This is a genomic window from Arthrobacter sp. LAR12-1-1.1 (genome assembly GCF_040676555.1).
Lineage (GTDB): Bacteria > Actinomycetota > Actinomycetes > Actinomycetales > Micrococcaceae > Arthrobacter.
Genome location: NZ_JBEGIG010000016.1, coordinates 25,541 through 42,255 on the forward strand (window position 1 = coordinate 25,541; position 16,715 = coordinate 42,255).

Sequence of the window (16,715 nt, forward strand, 5' to 3'; positions counted from 1 at the left end):
TGCAAGGCCCCACCGACAGCAAACGCACGGCTTTGCCCCGCGGCAGGGGCAAAGCCGTGCGCCGTCCATTGCCGCTGGCGGCTACTCGGGAACCACCAGGGCGGGGGTGTCCTTCCGGATGGTCTCGCCCCGGAAGAAGCCCGGATGCAGCTTCGCGGTCACCAGCATCACCACGGCGCCGAGGGCGAGGATGCCGATGCCCAGGATGAACACCAGGCCCACGCCGAAGACCTCGGAGCCGCTGCCGAACTCCGGCGCCCAGCTGTCCACGGCGGTCTGGAAGAAGACCACGGTGAGGACCAGGCCGCCCAGGACCGGGAACAGCAGCCGCATGAAGAAGTTACGGACGCTGGAGAACAGGCTGTGCCGGAAGTACCACGTGCAGGCGAACGCCGTCAGGGCGTAGTAGAAGCAGATCATCAGGCCAAGGGCCATGATGGTGTCGTTGAGGACGTTTTCGCTGACCACCTTCATAACGGCGTAGAAGCCGCCGGACAGCAGGCCCGCAACCACCGTGGCGTAGCCGGGGGATCCGAAGCGCTTGCTGACGGACGCGAAGCGCGGCGGCAGTGCCCCGTAGTGCCCCATCGCCAGCAGGCTCCGGGCGGGGGAGGCCATGGTGGACTGGAGGGAGGACGCGGTGCCGGAGAGCACGGCCAGGGACATCAGGATGGCCAGCGGACCCATGACAGGGGAGGCCAGTGCGGCAAAGACATTCGCCTGGTTGTCCGGGTTGTTCAAACCAATGCTGTCGGCACCGGTGCCGGCCACCATCATGGTGGCCACGATCACGGCGAGGTAGAGGGCCAGGACGGCCACCGCCGTCGTCGTTCCTGCCCGCCCGGCGGTGCCCCTGCCTCCCTTGGTTTCCTCGTTCACAGTGAGGCAGACGTCCCAGCCCCAGTAGACGAAGACGGCCAGTGACATGCCGGCGGTGAACTGCTCGAAGCTCTCGATTTTCGCCGGGTTGAACCAGTCCCAGCTGAACGCGATCGCGGTGCCCGAGTCACCCGAGGCTGCGTGGCTGAGCGCCATGATGATGAAGACGGCCAGGACCAGCACCTGGAAGCCGACCATGCTGTACTGCACGAGCTTGGTGGCGTGGAGGCCGCGGTAGCTGACCCAGACGGCGAGTGCCACGAACACCAGGCAGGTCACAATGTTCACGGCCGTGTTCGAGGTCAGGTCCGCGAGTTCGGGGTTGTTGAACACCTGGGCCAGGAAGAGATAGAAGAAGTCCACCGCGACGCCGGCCAGGTTGGACAGGACGATGATGTTGGCGGCCAGCAGGCCCCAACCGCCCATCCAGCCGACAAACGGGCCGAATGCCTTCGTGGCCCACGTGAAGGTGGTGCCGCTGTCCGGGGAGTCGGCGTTGAGCTCGCGGTAGGCGAACGCCACCAGGATCATGGGGATGAACGCGACGATGAAGATTGCCGGCAGCTGCACGCCCACGGCGCCGACGGCCGGTCCCAGCGAACTGGTCAGGCTGTAGGCGGGCGCCACGGAGGAGATGCCCAGGACGACGACGGCGAGCAGGCCAAGCTGTCCGCCCTTGAGCCCCTTGCCCGTGATGCCGTGCTTCGAGCCGGCGGGATCGACTGCGCCGTGGGCGGTGGTGGTGCCGTCTTCGCGGCCGATTGTCTGACTCATGGCTGACCTGTCTTGTGGGAGGCGGACGGTTGCTGTTGGGTGATGCAGTGGATGCCGCCGCCGCGGGCGAAGAGCTGGCGGGCGTCGATGCCCACCACTTTGCGGCCGGGGTAGGCGTCGCCGAGGATGCGCAAGGCTTTTTCATCCATCGGGTCGCCGAACGTGCAGGCAATGACGCCGCCATTGACCACCAGATGGTTGATGTAGCTGTAGTCGACGAAGCCGTCCTCGTCGGTCAGGGATTCCGGGGCGGGGACCTCGATGATGTTCCATTCGCGGCCGGCCGCGTCGCGGGTGGTGGCGAGGTGGCTGATGATGTCGCGGCTGACCTCGAAGTCGGGGTGTGCCGGGTTCTGCTGGGAGTGGACCAGCAAGGTGCCCGGAGACGGGATGGCCGCGACGATGTCGACGTGGCCGCGCGTGCCGAACCGTTCCGAATCCCGGGTCAGCCCGCGGGGAAGCCAGATCACGTGGCTGGTGCCCAGGGTCCGGGCCAGTTCGGCTTCGACGGCGGCCTTGCTGAGCCCCGGGTTCCGGCCCGGATCCAGTTGCACCGTCTCGGTGACGAGGACCGTTCCTTCGCCGTCGACGTGGATGCCGCCGCCCTCGTTCACCAGGGGCGAGACGAGGTGGCTGGCCCCCGAGCGTGCCGCGACGGCAGCTGCCACGAGCGAGTCCTTGTCCCAGGCCGCCCAGCCCTGGCCGCCCCAGCCGTTGAACACCCAGTCCACGGCGCCGAGCCGGCCGCCGTCGTCCAGGACGAACGTGGGGCCGATGTCCCGCATCCAGGCGTCGTTCAAGGCGGCGGTGACCACCTCGATGTCCGGGTGGAGGTAGCGGGCGGCGGTCTCCACATCCGCCGGCGCCACCAGCATGGTGACCGGTTCGAATTCCACAACGGCGTTCGCGACGGCGGCCCAGACGGAGCGGGCGGCGTGGGCTTCTGCCTCTGTTTCGCCCAGGGTGTAGCCGCCGGTGGGGAACGCCATCCAGACACGGTCCTGGGGTGCCGTTTCGGACGGCATCCGCCAGGCGCTCATGCCGTGACCTTCTGCGCAGTGGCCTCATACGCGGTGGCCTCATACGCAGTGGGCTCATAGGCGTCGAGGCCGAGCGGGGCATCGGCGCGTACCGGTTCGGTCAGCCGCGCGTAGGTGTCCGGGCGGCGCGTGGCCAGGAAGGGAAAGAGCGTGAGCCAGTCACGGCGCTGGTCGAGGTCGAGGTCCGCCACTATCACCGCGGATTCGTCCCGTGGTGCCTGCGCGAGGATCCGGCCGTAGGGATCGGAGATGAAGGAGGAGCCGTAGAAGTTCAGGGTGCCTTCGCTGCCGCAGCGGTTGGGGACCACCATGAACAGCCCGTTGGCAATGCCGTTGCCCACAATGACCTGTTGCCACAACGGCTGGGTGTCGAAGTCCGGGTGGTCCGGCTCGGAGCCGATGGCGGTGGGGTAGACCAGGAGTTCTGCCCCGCCGAGGGAGTAAATCCGCGCCAACTCCGGGAACCATTCGTCCCAGCAGGTGGGCATGCCCAACCGTGCGCCGCCGAGCTCGGCGGGGGAATGGACCTCGTAAGCATCGTCGCCGTCCGGGCCCTGGCGGAAGAATTTGTCCTCGTAGTAGCCGGCTGTGACGGGGATGTGCAGCTTGTGCGTGCGTGCCAGCAGTTCGCCTTCGGGGGAGACCAGGATGGCAGTGTTCAGGCCCAGGCCGTCGTCGGAACCGTCCGGGTTCTCCGCCTTCTGGTACAGCGAAGCGTGGACGCAGATTCCGTGCCGGCGGGCCGCGTCCGCCGCGAACCGGAACGTGGGGCCGGTGAACAGGTCCTCGGCGATGTCCGAGGGCCGCGGGCGCGGGGCCCCGGCCCGGGTGGTGTCGTTTTCGGGAAGCGTATCCGCGGGGTACCGGGACAGTGTGAGCTCGGGCAGGAAGACGACGGCGGCTCCCAACCGGGCGGCCCGCCCGATGCCTTCGTCCAGTTCCGCGTGCAGGGCCGCGGCGTCAGGATGCCAGCGGTGCTGTACGACGCCGACCCGCAGTGCTGGCCGGCTGGACGATGCACTTCGGGACGACGTGGTGCGGGCGAGGGAGGGCGGGGTGTCGAGGGACGTGATTTCGATCATGGCTACTCCAGTGAGACGGGCGTCACATAAATGAACGTTGTTCATTTAGTATTTAGGCGATGGTCGCGCCGGGCAAGACCTAATATGAATAAAGTTCATTTATTTATTCGCGGCAGTACGTGCGCCGAGTCCGGACGTGCGGGCGAACACGCCGCAGGCCGCTCCGTGGGCGCGGGCCGTAAGGCCCTAGACCGCGGATTGGGCGCGGCAGAGTCTGGGCGTATGACTCCAACGAACCCCGGGGCGGCTCCGGACATCAAGCCCGCCCAACTCAAGGAACAGCCGACTGCAGTGGTGCGTGAGACTGTCCCGATGAATGCGCTGCGCGACTTTTTCGGCCGTGCCTTCGGCGCCGTCATGGGTGCGGTGCAGGATCAGCATGTCCAATTGGCCGGACCCCCGTTCGCGCTGTACCGGGGCAAACCGACCGACGTCGTCGACGTGGAGGCGGGGTTCCCCCTCGCCGCACCTTTCACGAACCCAAGCGGCGCGGACACTGAGGTCATCGCCGGGGCACTCCCCGCAGGCCGGGCCTACGAGGCGATGCACATCGGGCCCTACGAATCACTGCAGCAGACCTACGGCGCGATCATGGCGCGGATGCGGCAGGACGGTGCGAGCCCCGGGGAAGCCATGTGGGAGTACTACCTCACCGATCCCGGTGCCGAGCCCGACCCGGCGAAGTGGCAGACGCTGGTGGTCTGGCCGGTCGCCTGAACTGCCCACCGCGGGCCGCGGACGCGGGGCGTCCCGGGGCCGCCGACCCGGGCTTCCGCGCCCCGTCCGACTCATTGTGTCTGATTGGCCACACTATTCCTCAACTCCATGCATAATGTCCTAAACTGCTTCACTGAGGTGCCTGAAATGGCGCTGCGCAGCAACGAAAGTGAACCCCGATATGGCTACCGATTACGACGCCCCACGTAAGACAGAAGAAGAGTCTCCCGCTGAGTCGCTGGAGGCCCTGCAGGCGTCCCGCGGCGGCGGCGCGCAGACTGCTGTGATCGACGTCGACGAGAACGACACCGCTGAAGGCATCGATCTTCCGGGTGCGGACCTGTCCGGCGAAGAGCTGACGGTCATTGTTGTTCCGGAGCAGTCCGATGAATTCACCTGCTCCTCCTGCTTCCTGGTCCGGCACAGGTCCCAGGTGGCCCTTGAAAAGAACGGCATGAAGTACTGCCGCGACTGCGAAGGCTAAGAATCTTTCAGCAACACCAAGACCGCACGAAGCGCCGGACCCTCGGGGGTGCCGGCGCTTCGCCGTTCCTGGCGTGGCCCGCGGCTGCCGGCGTTATCTGTTCGTGAAGGAACCTGGCGGGATGTGTCCGTGCAATCCGTCCGTGACCAGCAACGGGCCACTTTAACGGTTGGGCGCCGAAACGGATGAGGACCTCGCCCGCCGGTTCGGGGCCGCCTACGCTGGAAGCGTCTGACCTGCGCTGACTGTTTGGCCAGCTCAAGGGCTCGGGCAGCACCAGGGGGTGGCGGGGTTGAAGAGGACCCAGTTGAAGAAGATTCACGCTTTGCTCGCGGCAGTGCTGATGGCCGCCGGTCTCGGGGTGCTTGCGCCGGCGCCGGCAGCCGCGGACCCGTACTGCGGCCTGGTCTGGGGTTCGCTGGTCAAAACGGATCCGGCCATGAGCCAGGCCAAGGTGGTGAATGTGCGGACCGGTCAGCATTACTGTTTTGACCGGTTGGTCATCGACCTCAACGGCCCCGTGGCCGGCTACACCGTCCGCTACGTGCCCGAGGTGGTGCAGGACGGGTCCGGCCTGCCGATCCCGCTGCGGGGCCAGGCCTTCATCCAGCTCACGGTCAATGCGCCCGCATACGACGACGCCGGCAATCCCACCTACAACCCGGCGGACAAGGGTGAGCTGGCGGACGTGACCGGTTACCAGACGTTCCGGCAGGTGGCGTGGGCGGGCAGCTTCGAAGGGTATAGCAGCCTGGGCCTGGGGGTCCGCGCGCGGCTGCCGTTCCGGGTCCTGTCCCTGTCCGGGCCGGGCACCGGGTCACGGCTAGTGGTGGACGTGGCGCACTTCTGGTGATGGCCGGGGCGGCAGAGCAACGCGGCGCATTGCGCGATTTGCGAACTCAAGGCCTTGGTGGCATCACGGTGGATCAGGAGCATTTCGTGCGCTGCGCCCTTGCCGATGATGCAATTGTCCACCTCGCCAACCCGCGTACTTCTTCGACTGACAAGTCAGCTGGGCGTGCGATCAGCCCATTCCTGGGCAGTTCGACTCCTAGGCAGTTCGACGCGCGCGGAGCGAGGTGCCCCTAGGCGTCGAAATGGGCCGGAGGCACACCCTTCCGGTGGAAACGCTAGCGCCCCGCGTTGCCCTATCACTTACGGCTGTCATTCCGACGGCAAAGTCAATCAGTAGCAGCCACAACTGATAGGGCAACGGAGGCGGCGCTCGCCGTCAGGCAGCCAGCCAGGACACGGGAAGCTGTTTCACTCCGTAGACGATCGTGCTTTCCATCCGCTCCAGCTGCGCCCCGGGTCGCACGGCCAAGCCGGGCAGCCGGGAGAGCACGGCCTGCAGCGCGATCCTGGCCTCGAGCCGGGCCAGGGGAGCGCCGAGGCAGAAGTGGATGCCCTGGCCGAAGGCGAGGTGACGGTTCGGTGAGCGTCCGACGTCGAACACGTCAGGGTGCGGGAACTGCTCCGCGTCACGGTTCGCCGAGCCGATCCACGCCACGATCGGCGACCCCGCAGGGATCGGCAGGCCCCGCACGGTCGTGTCGACGGCGGAGATCCGGTACATGGACTGGACGGGGGAGCGGTAGCGCAGCACCTCTTCGATCGCCTGCGGGAGCAGGGCAGGCTCGGCGATGAGGCGTTCCGCCGTGCCCGGCGCTTCGGTGAAGCACAGCACCGCATTGCCGATCAGGTTCGTGGTGGTCTCGTTGCCGGCAACGAGCAGAAGGGCGCAGAATCCGAGCAGCTCGATGGCGCTGAGCTTCTGCCCGTCGATCTCGGCCGCGAGGAGCGCGCTGATGAGGTCATGGCCCGGCTGGCGCCGCCGCTGCTCGATCATGCCCATGAAGTACTCCGCCATTTCCCGGTGTGCGGCCATGTGGCCGGACTCGTCGGCGCCGGGGCGGGTCTGGCTCACGATCACGTCGGACCACTGCTTGAACCGGTCCCGGTCCGCGGCCGGGATGCCCATCAGCTCCGCGATGACGATGACCGGCAGCGGATAGGCCAGCTGGTCGATCAGGTCCGCGGAACCGGCAGCAACTACCGGGTCCAGCAACTCGTCGGTGAGTTCCGAGATGCGCGGGCCGAGCGCTTCCACTGACCGTGGCGTGAACGCCTGGGACACCAGGGAACGCAACTGGCGGTGCCTGGGCGGGTCCGTGTTGATCAGGCTGGCGGCGAAGAGCTGGCCCGTTTCGGAGGGGTTGTCCCCGCCGATCCGGGAAGAAAACGTGGCGTGCTCGGACAGGACCCGCTGCACGTCATCGTAGCGGAACACATGCCACACCCCGGTCTCCTGATCCTGGAAAACGGGTTCACTGTCCCGCATGGCTTCATAGCGGGGAAACGGGTTCAACGGCTGCTCCAGAGCGGGAAATGGCACCATGGCTGGCCTTCCTGACGAGGCGGACGGCCGTCGTTTCCTGGCAATGGACCAACTGCAAGGGACGAACTGCAACAGAGCAGGCGTCCAACGGGGCGGGCCGCGTGGCCCCGTCAGCTCCCACCCTAATACCGCGCAACAGCCTTGGCATGGGGATTCTGGCCCACGTCGGCCGCCCCTGCGGAACCGGCCCGTCACCACGGCGCCTAACGAAGCGGCCGGTCCTGCCGACGGTACGGAGGAGAACACCCCGGCTTTCCGCTAAACGTGGTCCGGACTGACGCCCCCTACGACGACGGCGCAGGCCTGTCGGCGTTGTTCGCAGGAAAGCATTGACCAGATGGTCCGCTGCGCCGAAGAGACCCGCAGGGAGGTCCTGCTGTCCCGCGAAGAGGGGGCAGACAGCGTCAAGAATCTCTCCCTCGCCCGTGCCTAACGGAACATAGGAACGGGGCAGTCTCAGCTTCCCGAAACGGTTAGTAAGCCGACTTAGTAAGCTGACCGAGAAATTCCTCCCCGAACCGTCGCGGCCCGTCGCTGCCCTGCGGTAGCGTCGGAAGCATCGGCCGCGGTGCCAGCAAATGGTGCGCGCGGCCCGCACGGTACCGGTTCTATTGAGGAGGATGCATGAAAGCGACACCTACACTGACGGCCAACCTGCAGGCGGTCCTAGTGGACCTGATCGAACTCCACGTTCAGGGCAAGCAGGCGCATTGGAACATCGTCGGGACTAACTTCCGGGACCTCCACCTCCAGCTGGACGAGATCGTCGACGCCGCCCGGGAGTTCGCGGACGATCTCGCCGAGCGCATGCGCGCCCTCCACGCCCTGCCGGACGGCCGCAGTTCCACGGTTTCCAAGTCCACCGCACTCGCCGAGTTCCCCGCGGGCCTGATCAACACGAAGGACGCCATCGAACGGATTGTCGCGGCCCTCGAGGCGGCCGTCGGCACGATGCGCAAAGTTCACGATGAAGTTGATGAGGAAGACCCCACCACCGCCGACCTCCTGCACGCCTTCATTGCCAAGCTTGAGCAGTATGCCTGGATGGTGAATGCCGAGACCATGCGGGCAAACGCCAGCGTGACCACTCCGGAGGACAAGTAGGGACCGGCTCCCACCGGTCCGACCCTAAACCAGCAGCGTCCGGCGCCGGATTTCTTCCGGCGCAGGACGCTGCTGTCCAAGCTATTTGGCCTTCGGCACCGTCCGCAGGACAATGGCGGCGAGGACGCAGGCCCCGGTCATCAGGACCAGCGCGATTGACGCCGTGACGTGGACGCCGGAGTCGAACGCCGTGCGCGCGGCAGCCGTCACTGCCTCCGCCAGGGGAGCCGGAAGCATGTGGGCGAGCTCCACCGCGCCGGCGAGGGTTTCACCCGCCTGGCTGGTGGCCTCTGCCGGGACGAGCCCGGACACCCCCTCGGGGAGCCGGAGGTTGCCCTGATAGGAAGCCGTCAGGATCGAGCCGAGGATCGCCGTGCCCAGCAGAGACCCCACTTCATAGCCGGTCTCGGAGATGGCGGCGGCGGCCCCCGACTTGTCGGCAGGCGCCGCACCCAGGATCAGGTCATTGGAAATCGTCTCCGCGGCGCCCACCCCCAGGCAGAGAACCAGCAGCGCGGCCAGGAGCAGAGACGGGCCATGGCTGTGGTCGCCGAACGCCACCAGGAAATAGCCCGCCGCGCTCAGCAGCAGCCCGCCGGCCACAACAAAGCCTGGCCGCACCTTGCGCACCAGCGGGACCACGAGCAGCCCCGCCACGACAGTGGCGATGAGGGCCGGGACCATGGCGACTCCGGAAGCCGAGGGGGACTGGCCCTCGACCAGCTGCAGGTGCTGTGCCAGGAACAGGATGAAGCCGTTGAAGGAGAACAGCGCCAGGACGTTGGCGATGATGGCCGTGCTGAAGATCCGGTTGCCAAAGAGGCTGACATCGAGCATCGGCGCCGTACCTTCCCCGCGGGCAAGTGCCCGCTGCCGCCGGATGAACACGTAGCCCATGAGCAGGCCGGCTCCAATGCTCGCGAAGGCCTCTGGTGCGGGCCCGTGGGTGGCGAGGGTTTTGATCCCGTAGACGACCGGCACCATGACCAGCAGGGACAGGACAATGCTGGGCACGTCCACGCGGCCGGGGTTCGGGTCGCGGGATTCCGGTATCAGCGCCGGACCGAGCACCAGGAGAGGAAGGATGATCGGCACTGCGACCAGCAGGACGGCGCCCCACCAGAAGTGTTCCACCAGCCAGCCGCCGGCAATCGGGCCGAGGGCGGCGCCGCCGGAGAAGCCGGCGGCCCAGATCGCCACGGCCAGCCTGCGCCGGTTGGGCTGCGGAAAGATATTGCGGATCAGGGAAAGAGTGGACGGCATGAGCATGGCGCCGAACAGGCCAAGCCCGGCACGGCCGGCGATCAGCCATTCGGCGCTCGGTGCGAACGCCGTCGCGGCCGAAACCGCGGCAAAACCCGCGCTGCCCACGAAGAGCAGGCGGCGCCGTCCGATCCTGTCGCCGAGGCTGCCCATAGCGACCAGCAGTCCGGCCAGGACCAAGGGATAGGCGTCGACGATCCAGAGCAGCTGGACGCCGGAAGCGGACAGGCTGGTGGCGATGGCCGGCAGGGCAAACGTCAGGGCGGTGTTGTCCACGGCCACGAGCAGGACGGGGAACATTAGCAGGGCCAGCGCCACCCAGTCGCGCCACGGTGCCCGGGGGCCGGTGGCCGCCGGGATGCTGGTGGCTGCGGTGATCGATGAAATGCTCATAGGACATAACTATACCGTCTGGACGGTACAGTTAAGAAATGAAGGGCTGGGCAGGCATGATGGGAGGCATGCCCAGGAAACCCGTCGCCCGCGAGGCCGTCCTCGATGCCTTCGAATCCCTGCTCATCGAAGTCGGTGAACGCGCCGCGACGCTGGACGCCGTCGCGCGCCGGGCCGGCGTCTCCAAGGGCGGCCTGCTCTACCACTTCCCGACCAAGGAGGCGATGATCGCGGTCCTGCTGGAACGGCTGGACCGGCATCTGGCTGCGGATGTTGCCGCCATGGCGGCGGCCCCCGAAGGGGCGGCGGCGTACTTCATTAGGTCCTCGGTGTGGGCGGACACGCCCATGGACCGGGTCTTCGTGGCGGCCACGCGGCTCGCCGAGGTGGCGCACGGGGAGACCCTCCGCCGCTTCGCCGCCGCCCAGGCGAGCTGGCTGGAACTGCTGGCGGCCGACGTCGGACCCGCCATGGCGAAGGCCGTCCTGTACATGGGGGACGGGCTGTACTTCAACGCCATGCTGGGCCGGGGCCCCGGCGGGCCGCTTCCGGAGGTCGAAGCGGACGTCGAGAGCCTGCTGGCCGCCGTCGAGAAGCTGCGCCGCTGACGCTCCCGCCCGCTCCCGCCCACCCCGCCCGCTCCCGCCCACCCCGCCCGCTCCCGCCCACCCCGCCGAACTCGCCGGAAGCGTGCGAGTTCGCCGCAAAGTTGCGGCGACCTGGCCGCTGTCCGGCGAACTCGTGTTGGCGGACGCACCCGGGGGCGGCTTGTCGCCCGTAACCTGGGTCGGCGGCTGGCAGGGAGTTTGCGGACGCGCGCCCGGCATAGGAGAATGGGAGCTGTGACTGTTGTCACCCACGATTAATCACCCAACTGAATACGCCTTTGATCTGCGGCGGGAGAGTCCTGCAAGTAGGTACAAGCAGGCGCCGTAGGAGCAAACCCTCCCCAGGAATCTCTCAGGCCCATGTACCGCCGCGGCAAGGCATCTCTGGAAAGTAGCAGGCGTGTCCCGGACATGCTGTGCTCACCGACGGTGCAAGCGGAGCCCCTGAAACGCAGGCTTCGCGGAAACTCTCAGGTCCAATACAGAGCGGGGAGGAACCCGAATCAATGTGGCGTACCCTGCGCCGCCTGAGTTATGGAGTTCCTTGTGACTGTTACCCCAGCCTCCACGTCCTTCGTTGACCGGCACATCGGCGCGCGCCGCCAGGCCGACGTCGACGCCATGCTGAAGGCTGTCGGCTACGACACCGTCGACGCCCTGGTGGACACCGCCGTTCCGAAGGACATCCGTCAGGACTCCGATCTCGCGCTCGCCGCCGCCCTCAGCGAGGTGGAAGTCCTCGCCGAGCTGCGCAAGCTGGCAGCGAAGAACAAGACCGCCGTGCAGATGATCGGGCAGGGCTACTACGACACGCTCACCCCGCCGGTGATCCGCCGCAACATCCTCGAAGCCCCGGCCTGGTACACCGCGTACACGCCGTACCAGCCGGAAATCTCCCAGGGCCGGCTCGAAGCCCTGCTGAACTTCCAGACCATGGTCCAGGACCTCGTCGGCCTGCCGATCGCCAACGCATCGCTGCTGGACGAAGCCACCGCCGTCGCCGAGGCCGTGCTGATGATGCGCCGCGCCAACAAGAACAAGACGGCGCACGACGGCAAGACCGTCCTCGACGCCGACTGCCTCCCGCAGACCATCGCGATCGTCAAGGGCCGCGCGGAAGCCCTCGGCTTCGAGGTCGAGGTCGCGGACCTCTCGAAGGGCCTGCCCGAGGGCGTCATCAACGGCGTCGTCCTGCAGCAGCCGGGCGTCTCCGGCCGCGTGTTGGACCACACCGCGGTGATCGCCGACGCCAAGGAACGCGGCGCGCTGGTCACTGTGGCCGCGGACCTCCTGGCCCTGACCCTGATCACCCCTCCGGGCGAGCAGGGTGCGGATATCGCCGTCGGCTCCGCCCAGCGCTTCGGCGTGCCGCTGTTCTTCGGCGGCCCGCACGCCGCCTACATGGCCGTGCAGAAGGGGCTGGAGCGCTCCATGCCCGGCCGCCTCGTGGGTGTCTCCAAAGACAACGCCGGCGTCCCCGCCTACCGCCTGGCCCTGCAGACCCGCGAGCAGCACATCCGCCGCGAGAAGGCCACGTCCAACATCTGCACCGCCCAGGCACTGCTGGCCATCGTGTCCTCGTTCTACGCCGTCTACCATGGCCCAGACGGGCTGAAGGCCATCGCCCAGTCGGTCCACGTCCACGCCAAGACCATCGCCGCCTCCCTGAAGGCCGCCGGGCTGGACGTGCTGCACACGTCATTCTTCGACACCATCACCGTCTCCGTGCCGGGCCGGGCGGCAGAGATCATCGCGGCCGCCGACGCCAAGGGCGTCAACCTGCGGGCCATCGACGCCGACACTGTCGGCATCTCCGCCGATGAGGCCACGACGGTGGCTATCGTCGCCGACGTCATCGCCGCGTTTGGCGCGTCGGTGACCGACACATCTGAGGGCTTCGGCCTGGACTCCGCCGTGGAGCGCACCTCCGACTACCTCCAGCACCCGGTGTTCAACACGCACCGTTCCGAAACCCAGTTGCTGCGCTACATCCGCCGCCTCTCGGACCGCGACCTCGCCCTGGACCGCACCATGATCCCGCTGGGCTCGTGCACCATGAAGCTGAACGCCACGGCCGAGATGGAAGCCATCTCCTGGCCGGAGTTCGCCTCCATCCACCCCTTCGCCCCGGACTCCCAGACCGAGGGCTGGCGCGAACTGATCGAGGACCTCGAAGCCCAGCTGACCGAGATCACGGGCTACGACCAGGTCTCCATCCAGCCCAACGCCGGATCCCAGGGCGAGCTCGCCGGCCTGCTGGCCATCCGCGGCTACCACCACTCCCGCGGAGACGAGCAGCGCAACGTCTGCCTCATCCCGGCCTCGGCCCACGGCACCAACGCCGCCTCCGCCGTGCTCGCCGGCATGAAGGTGGTCGTCGTGGCCACGGCTTCGGACGGCACGATCGACCACACGGACCTCGCCGCCAAGATCGAGGCCAACAAGGACGTCCTCTCGGCGATCATGATCACCTACCCGTCCACCCACGGGGTCTACGACGCCGACGTCCGCGAGGTCTGCGACTCCGTGCATGCGGCCGGTGGGCAGGTCTACATCGACGGCGCCAACCTCAACGCCCTCGTGGGGCTGGCCCAGCCGGGCATGTTCGGCGGCGACGTCTCGCACCTGAACCTGCACAAGACCTTCTGCATCCCGCACGGCGGCGGCGGACCCGGCGTCGGCCCGGTTGCTGCCAAGGCCCACCTGGCACCGTTCATGCCCGGCGATGCCAACAACGCCGACCCGGCCGACGGCACCCCGATCTCCGCCTCCCGCTACGGCTCGGCCGGTGTGCTGCCGATCTCCTGGGCGTACGTGAAGCTGATGGGCGGCCGGGGCCTCACCGAGGCCACCAAGTCGGCCCTGCTCGCGGCGAACTACATCGCGGCCCGCCTGAACGACTCCTTCCCGGTTCTCTACACCGGCGAAGGCGGCCTCGTGGCCCACGAGTGCATCCTGGACCTGCGCGAACTCACGGCCAAGACCGGCGTGACCGCCGAGGACGTCGCCAAGCGCCTGATCGACTACGGCTTCCACGCTCCCACGCTCGCGTTCCCGGTTGCCGGCACCCTGATGGTGGAGCCCACCGAATCCGAGGACCTTGGCGAGATCGACCGGTTCATCACCGCCATGGTTGCCATCCGCGCAGAGATCGACCAGGTGGCCCACGGCGACTTCACCGTGGAGCACAGCCCGCTGCGCAACGCCCCGCACACCGCCGCAGCCGTCATCAGCACCGACTGGACCCGCGAGTACCCGCGTGAGCAGGCCGTCTTCCCGGTCCACACGCTCAAGCAGGACAAGTACTTCCCGCCGGTCGGCCGGATCGACGGCGCCGCGGGGGACCGCAACCTGATCTGCTCGTGCCCGCCCCTCGAAGCCTTCGAGGACCACTCCGACGACTCCGCCAACTAAGGACAGCCACCGATGACTGAGAATTACACGGCACTTTACGAAGAGCACAAGGAGCTCGGCGCCTCCTTCACGGACTTCGGCGGCTGGCAGATGCCGCTGAAGTACAGCTCCGAACTCGCCGAGCACCACGCCGTCCGCAAGTCTGCGGGCCTGTTCGACCTCTCCCACATGGGTGAAGTCTGGGTCACCGGCCCGGACGCCGCAGCCTTCCTGGACTACGCCCTCGTGGGCAAGATCTCCGCGATGGCCATTGGCAAGGCCAAGTACTCGCTGATCTGCAACGAGGACGGCGGCATCATTGACGACCTCATCACCTACCGCCGCGGCGACGAGAAGTTCCTGGTGGTCCCCAACGCGGGCAACGCCAAGGTTGTGGCCGCGGCCCTGGCCGAGCGCGCTGCTTCCGGCAACGAGGGGGGCTTCGACGTCACCGTCGAGGACGCCTCCGCCGTGACCTCGCTGATCGCCGTGCAGGGCCCCAAAGCCCAGGAGATCCTGCTGCGCCTGGTTCCGGCCGCGCAGCACGAACTCGTCACGGGCCTGAAGTACTACGCCGCCGTCGACGTCCCCTTTATGTTCGGCGGCGCCAGCCAGGAGCTCCTCCTGGCCCGCACCGGCTACACCGGTGAGGACGGCTTCGAGATCTTCGTCGCGAACGACGACGCCGCCGCCCTCTGGCAGGCGCTGGTCGCCATCGCCGAGGAAGGCGAGCTGACCCCCGCCGGGCTCGCGTCCCGCGATTCGCTCCGCCTCGAGGCCGGCATGCCGCTTTACGGCAACGAGCTCTCCCTCGAAGGCGATCCGTTCGCCGCCGGCCTGGGCCCCGTCGTCGCGCTGTCCAAGGAAGGCGACTTCATCGGCAAGGCCGCCCTGGCCGCCAAGAAGGAAGCCGGCGCGGGTGCCACGACGGGCCGCAAGCTCGTGGGACTCAAGGGCCTCGGACGCCGGGCCGGCCGCGGCCACTACCCGGTCCTCAAGGACGGCAACGTGGTGGGCGAAGTCACCTCGGGCCAGCCCAGCCCGAGCCTCGGCTACCCGGTCGCGATGGCCTACGTCGATATCGAATTCACCGAGCCCGGCACCGCCCTGGACATCGATCTCCGCGGCAAGGCCGAGCCCTTCGAAGTGGTCGCACTGCCTTTCTACAAGCGCCAAAAGTAGCCCAACTGGGCCGGTTCCGGCCTGGGCGCCTCAGCGGTGCCCGGCTCCGGGCTTGCGTTGGCCCGTCGGACCCAACATCCTCTGCGTGCTCGGGCGCATTCGCGACCGAGCACGCGTGGGCCCACACCATCAGGGTTCCCTGGCCGAGCTTGCGAGGTTAGGGAGATGGCGGGGAGGATGGCGAGTCCCGCCGCGCAACCCGGCCACAATTTGATTTAGCACCAAGACCACTCCAAGACTTAGGAAAAACACATGGCAAAAGTTGCCCCCGAACTGCAGTACTCCGACGAGCACGAGTGGGTTGCGCGTGAGGCCGGGAACGTCGTGTCCATCGGTATCTCCGCCGTGGCCACGGATGCCCTGGGCGACATCGTCTACGTGGACCTGCCCGAGGTCGGCTCCGCAGTGACTGCCGGGGAGACCTGCGGCGAGGTTGAGTCGACCAAGTCCGTCTCAGACCTGTATTCCCCCGTCACCGGCGAAGTCACCGAAATCAACCCCGCCGTCGTCGATGATCCCGCGCTGATCAACAGCGACCCGTACGGTGCCGGCTGGCTCGTCAAGGTCGCCGCCGAATCGGACGGTCCGCTCCTGTCGGCTGAAGAGTACGCGTCCAAGAACGGCGGCGAACTGTGAGCGGCGCCGCTGCCGCCGGCACCGTGACCGTCGCGTTTGAGCAGGTCGTCTCCGCGTCGCTGGACGCGGACCTGTCCGCGCTGGATCCGGAGATCGCTGTAAGGATCGACGCCGAACTGACCCGCCAGCGGGACGGGCTGGAGATGATCGCCTCGGAGAACCACACCGCGGTGGCCGTGATGCAGGCGCAGGGTTCGGTGCTGACCAACAAGTACGCCGAGGGCTACCCGGGCAAGCGCTACTACGGCGGCTGCGAGCACGTCGACGTTGTGGAGCAGTTGGCGATCGACCGGGTCAAGGCCCTTTTCGGTGCGGAATTCGCGAACGTGCAGCCGCACTCCGGGGCGCAGGCCAACGCCTCGGTGATGCATGCGCTGATCCGTCCGGGGGACACCATCATGGGCCTGAACCTGGCGCACGGCGGGCACCTGACGCACGGCATGCGGATCAACTTCTCCGGCCGGCTCTACAACGTCATCCCGTACCAGGTCCGCGAACAGGACCACCGGATCGACATGGCCGAGGTCGAGCGCCTGGCTCTCGAGCACAAGCCGGCGCTGATCGTGGCGGGCTGGTCCGCGTACGCCCGCCAGCTCGACTTCGCCGAGTTCCGCCGGATCGCCGACTCGGTGGGCGCCTACCTGATGGTGGACATGGCGCACTTCGCCGGGCTGGTCGCGGCCGGGCTGCACCCGTCCCCGGTCCCGCACGCCCACGTCACCACCTCCACGACGCACAAGACCCTGGCCGGTCCGCGCGGCG

Annotated in this window: 14 protein-coding genes and 2 riboswitches; of the genes, 9 read left to right on the top strand and 5 right to left on the bottom strand. The window is 67.7% G+C overall.

Annotation, left to right across the window (positions count from 1 at the left end; all coding sequences use genetic code 11):
• Positions 1-81: 81 nt before the first annotated feature.
• Genes MRBLAR12_RS11970 through MRBLAR12_RS11980 form a run of 3 tightly spaced genes read right to left on the bottom strand, consistent with a single transcriptional unit; the run spans position 82 to position 3,775 of the window.
• Positions 82-1,653, bottom strand: coding sequence for an APC family permease (locus MRBLAR12_RS11970; RefSeq protein ID WP_364746254.1), 1,572 nt, complete (start codon positions 1,651-1,653; stop codon positions 82-84).
• Positions 1,650-2,693: an agmatine deiminase family protein gene (locus MRBLAR12_RS11975; protein WP_364746257.1), complete on the bottom strand. Its 1,044-nt coding sequence runs from the start codon at positions 2,691-2,693 to the stop codon at positions 1,650-1,652. The genes MRBLAR12_RS11970 and MRBLAR12_RS11975 overlap by 4 nt, the downstream gene beginning before the upstream one ends.
• Positions 2,690-3,775, bottom strand: a complete 1,086-nt coding sequence (locus MRBLAR12_RS11980; RefSeq protein WP_364746260.1) for a nitrilase-related carbon-nitrogen hydrolase — start codon at positions 3,773-3,775, stop codon at positions 2,690-2,692. Before MRBLAR12_RS11980 ends, MRBLAR12_RS11975 begins: the two co-directional genes overlap by 4 nt.
• Before the next feature lie 222 nt (positions 3,776-3,997).
• Between MRBLAR12_RS11980 and MRBLAR12_RS11985 the strand changes: the two genes are divergently transcribed.
• The 3 genes from MRBLAR12_RS11985 to MRBLAR12_RS11995 all read left to right on the top strand — a co-directional run bounded on the left by MRBLAR12_RS11985 (position 3,998) and on the right by MRBLAR12_RS11995 (position 5,829).
• Positions 3,998-4,492, top strand: a complete 495-nt coding sequence (locus MRBLAR12_RS11985) for a GyrI-like domain-containing protein (protein ID WP_364746263.1) — start codon at positions 3,998-4,000, stop codon at positions 4,490-4,492.
• Positions 4,493-4,673: 181 nt separating this feature from the next.
• The gene (locus MRBLAR12_RS11990; RefSeq protein ID WP_018775830.1) at positions 4,674-4,976 is read left to right on the top strand and encodes a DUF4193 domain-containing protein; all 303 of its coding nucleotides are present in this window, start codon (positions 4,674-4,676) and stop codon (positions 4,974-4,976) included.
• A gap of 307 nt (positions 4,977-5,283) precedes the next feature.
• A complete protein-coding gene (locus tag MRBLAR12_RS11995; RefSeq protein WP_414645506.1) occupies positions 5,284-5,829 on the top strand; it encodes an AMIN-like domain-containing (lipo)protein in 546 nt (181 codons plus the stop codon).
• A gap of 378 nt (positions 5,830-6,207) precedes the next feature.
• Here MRBLAR12_RS11995 and MRBLAR12_RS12000 read toward each other — a convergent pair whose 3' ends face one another.
• Entirely contained in the window at positions 6,208-7,374 is a 1,167-nt protein-coding gene (locus MRBLAR12_RS12000) for a cytochrome P450 (protein ID WP_229996045.1), read from the bottom strand.
• A gap of 624 nt (positions 7,375-7,998) precedes the next feature.
• Between MRBLAR12_RS12000 and MRBLAR12_RS12005 the strand changes: the two genes are divergently transcribed.
• The gene (locus tag MRBLAR12_RS12005; protein ID WP_229996044.1) at positions 7,999-8,478 is read left to right on the top strand and encodes a Dps family protein; all 480 of its coding nucleotides are present in this window, start codon (positions 7,999-8,001) and stop codon (positions 8,476-8,478) included.
• 81 nt (positions 8,479-8,559) lie between these two features.
• On the opposite strand, the gene MRBLAR12_RS12010 is transcribed toward MRBLAR12_RS12005, so the two are convergent.
• Positions 8,560-10,134: an MFS transporter gene (locus tag MRBLAR12_RS12010; protein ID WP_229996043.1), complete on the bottom strand. Its 1,575-nt coding sequence runs from the start codon at positions 10,132-10,134 to the stop codon at positions 8,560-8,562.
• Between the two features lie 68 nt (positions 10,135-10,202).
• Between MRBLAR12_RS12010 and MRBLAR12_RS12015 the strand changes: the two genes are divergently transcribed.
• The 5 genes from MRBLAR12_RS12015 to MRBLAR12_RS12035 form a co-directional block, all read left to right on the top strand.
• A complete protein-coding gene (locus tag MRBLAR12_RS12015) occupies positions 10,203-10,742 on the top strand; it encodes a TetR/AcrR family transcriptional regulator (protein WP_364746287.1) in 540 nt (179 codons plus the stop codon).
• Positions 10,743-11,021: 279 nt separating this feature from the next.
• Positions 11,022-11,120, top strand: a riboswitch (glycine riboswitch).
• A gap of 1 nt (position 11,121) precedes the next feature.
• Positions 11,122-11,237: riboswitch (glycine riboswitch) on the top strand.
• Between the two features lie 39 nt (positions 11,238-11,276).
• Entirely contained in the window at positions 11,277-14,156 is a 2,880-nt protein-coding gene (gene gcvP / locus MRBLAR12_RS12020) for an aminomethyl-transferring glycine dehydrogenase (protein ID WP_364746268.1), read from the top strand.
• Positions 14,157-14,168: 12 nt separating this feature from the next.
• Positions 14,169-15,317: a glycine cleavage system aminomethyltransferase GcvT gene (gene gcvT, locus MRBLAR12_RS12025; RefSeq protein WP_364746271.1), complete on the top strand. Its 1,149-nt coding sequence runs from the start codon at positions 14,169-14,171 to the stop codon at positions 15,315-15,317.
• A 252-nt stretch (positions 15,318-15,569) separates the two neighbouring features.
• Positions 15,570-15,953 carry a glycine cleavage system protein GcvH gene (gene gcvH, locus MRBLAR12_RS12030; RefSeq protein ID WP_364746274.1) on the top strand — a complete coding sequence of 128 codons (384 nt, stop codon included), beginning with the start codon at positions 15,570-15,572 and terminating at the stop codon, positions 15,951-15,953.
• A partial coding sequence (locus MRBLAR12_RS12035; RefSeq protein ID WP_364746277.1) for a serine hydroxymethyltransferase occupies positions 15,950-16,715 on the top strand: 766 nt, incomplete at its 3' end. The genes gcvH and MRBLAR12_RS12035, both read left to right, overlap by 4 nt.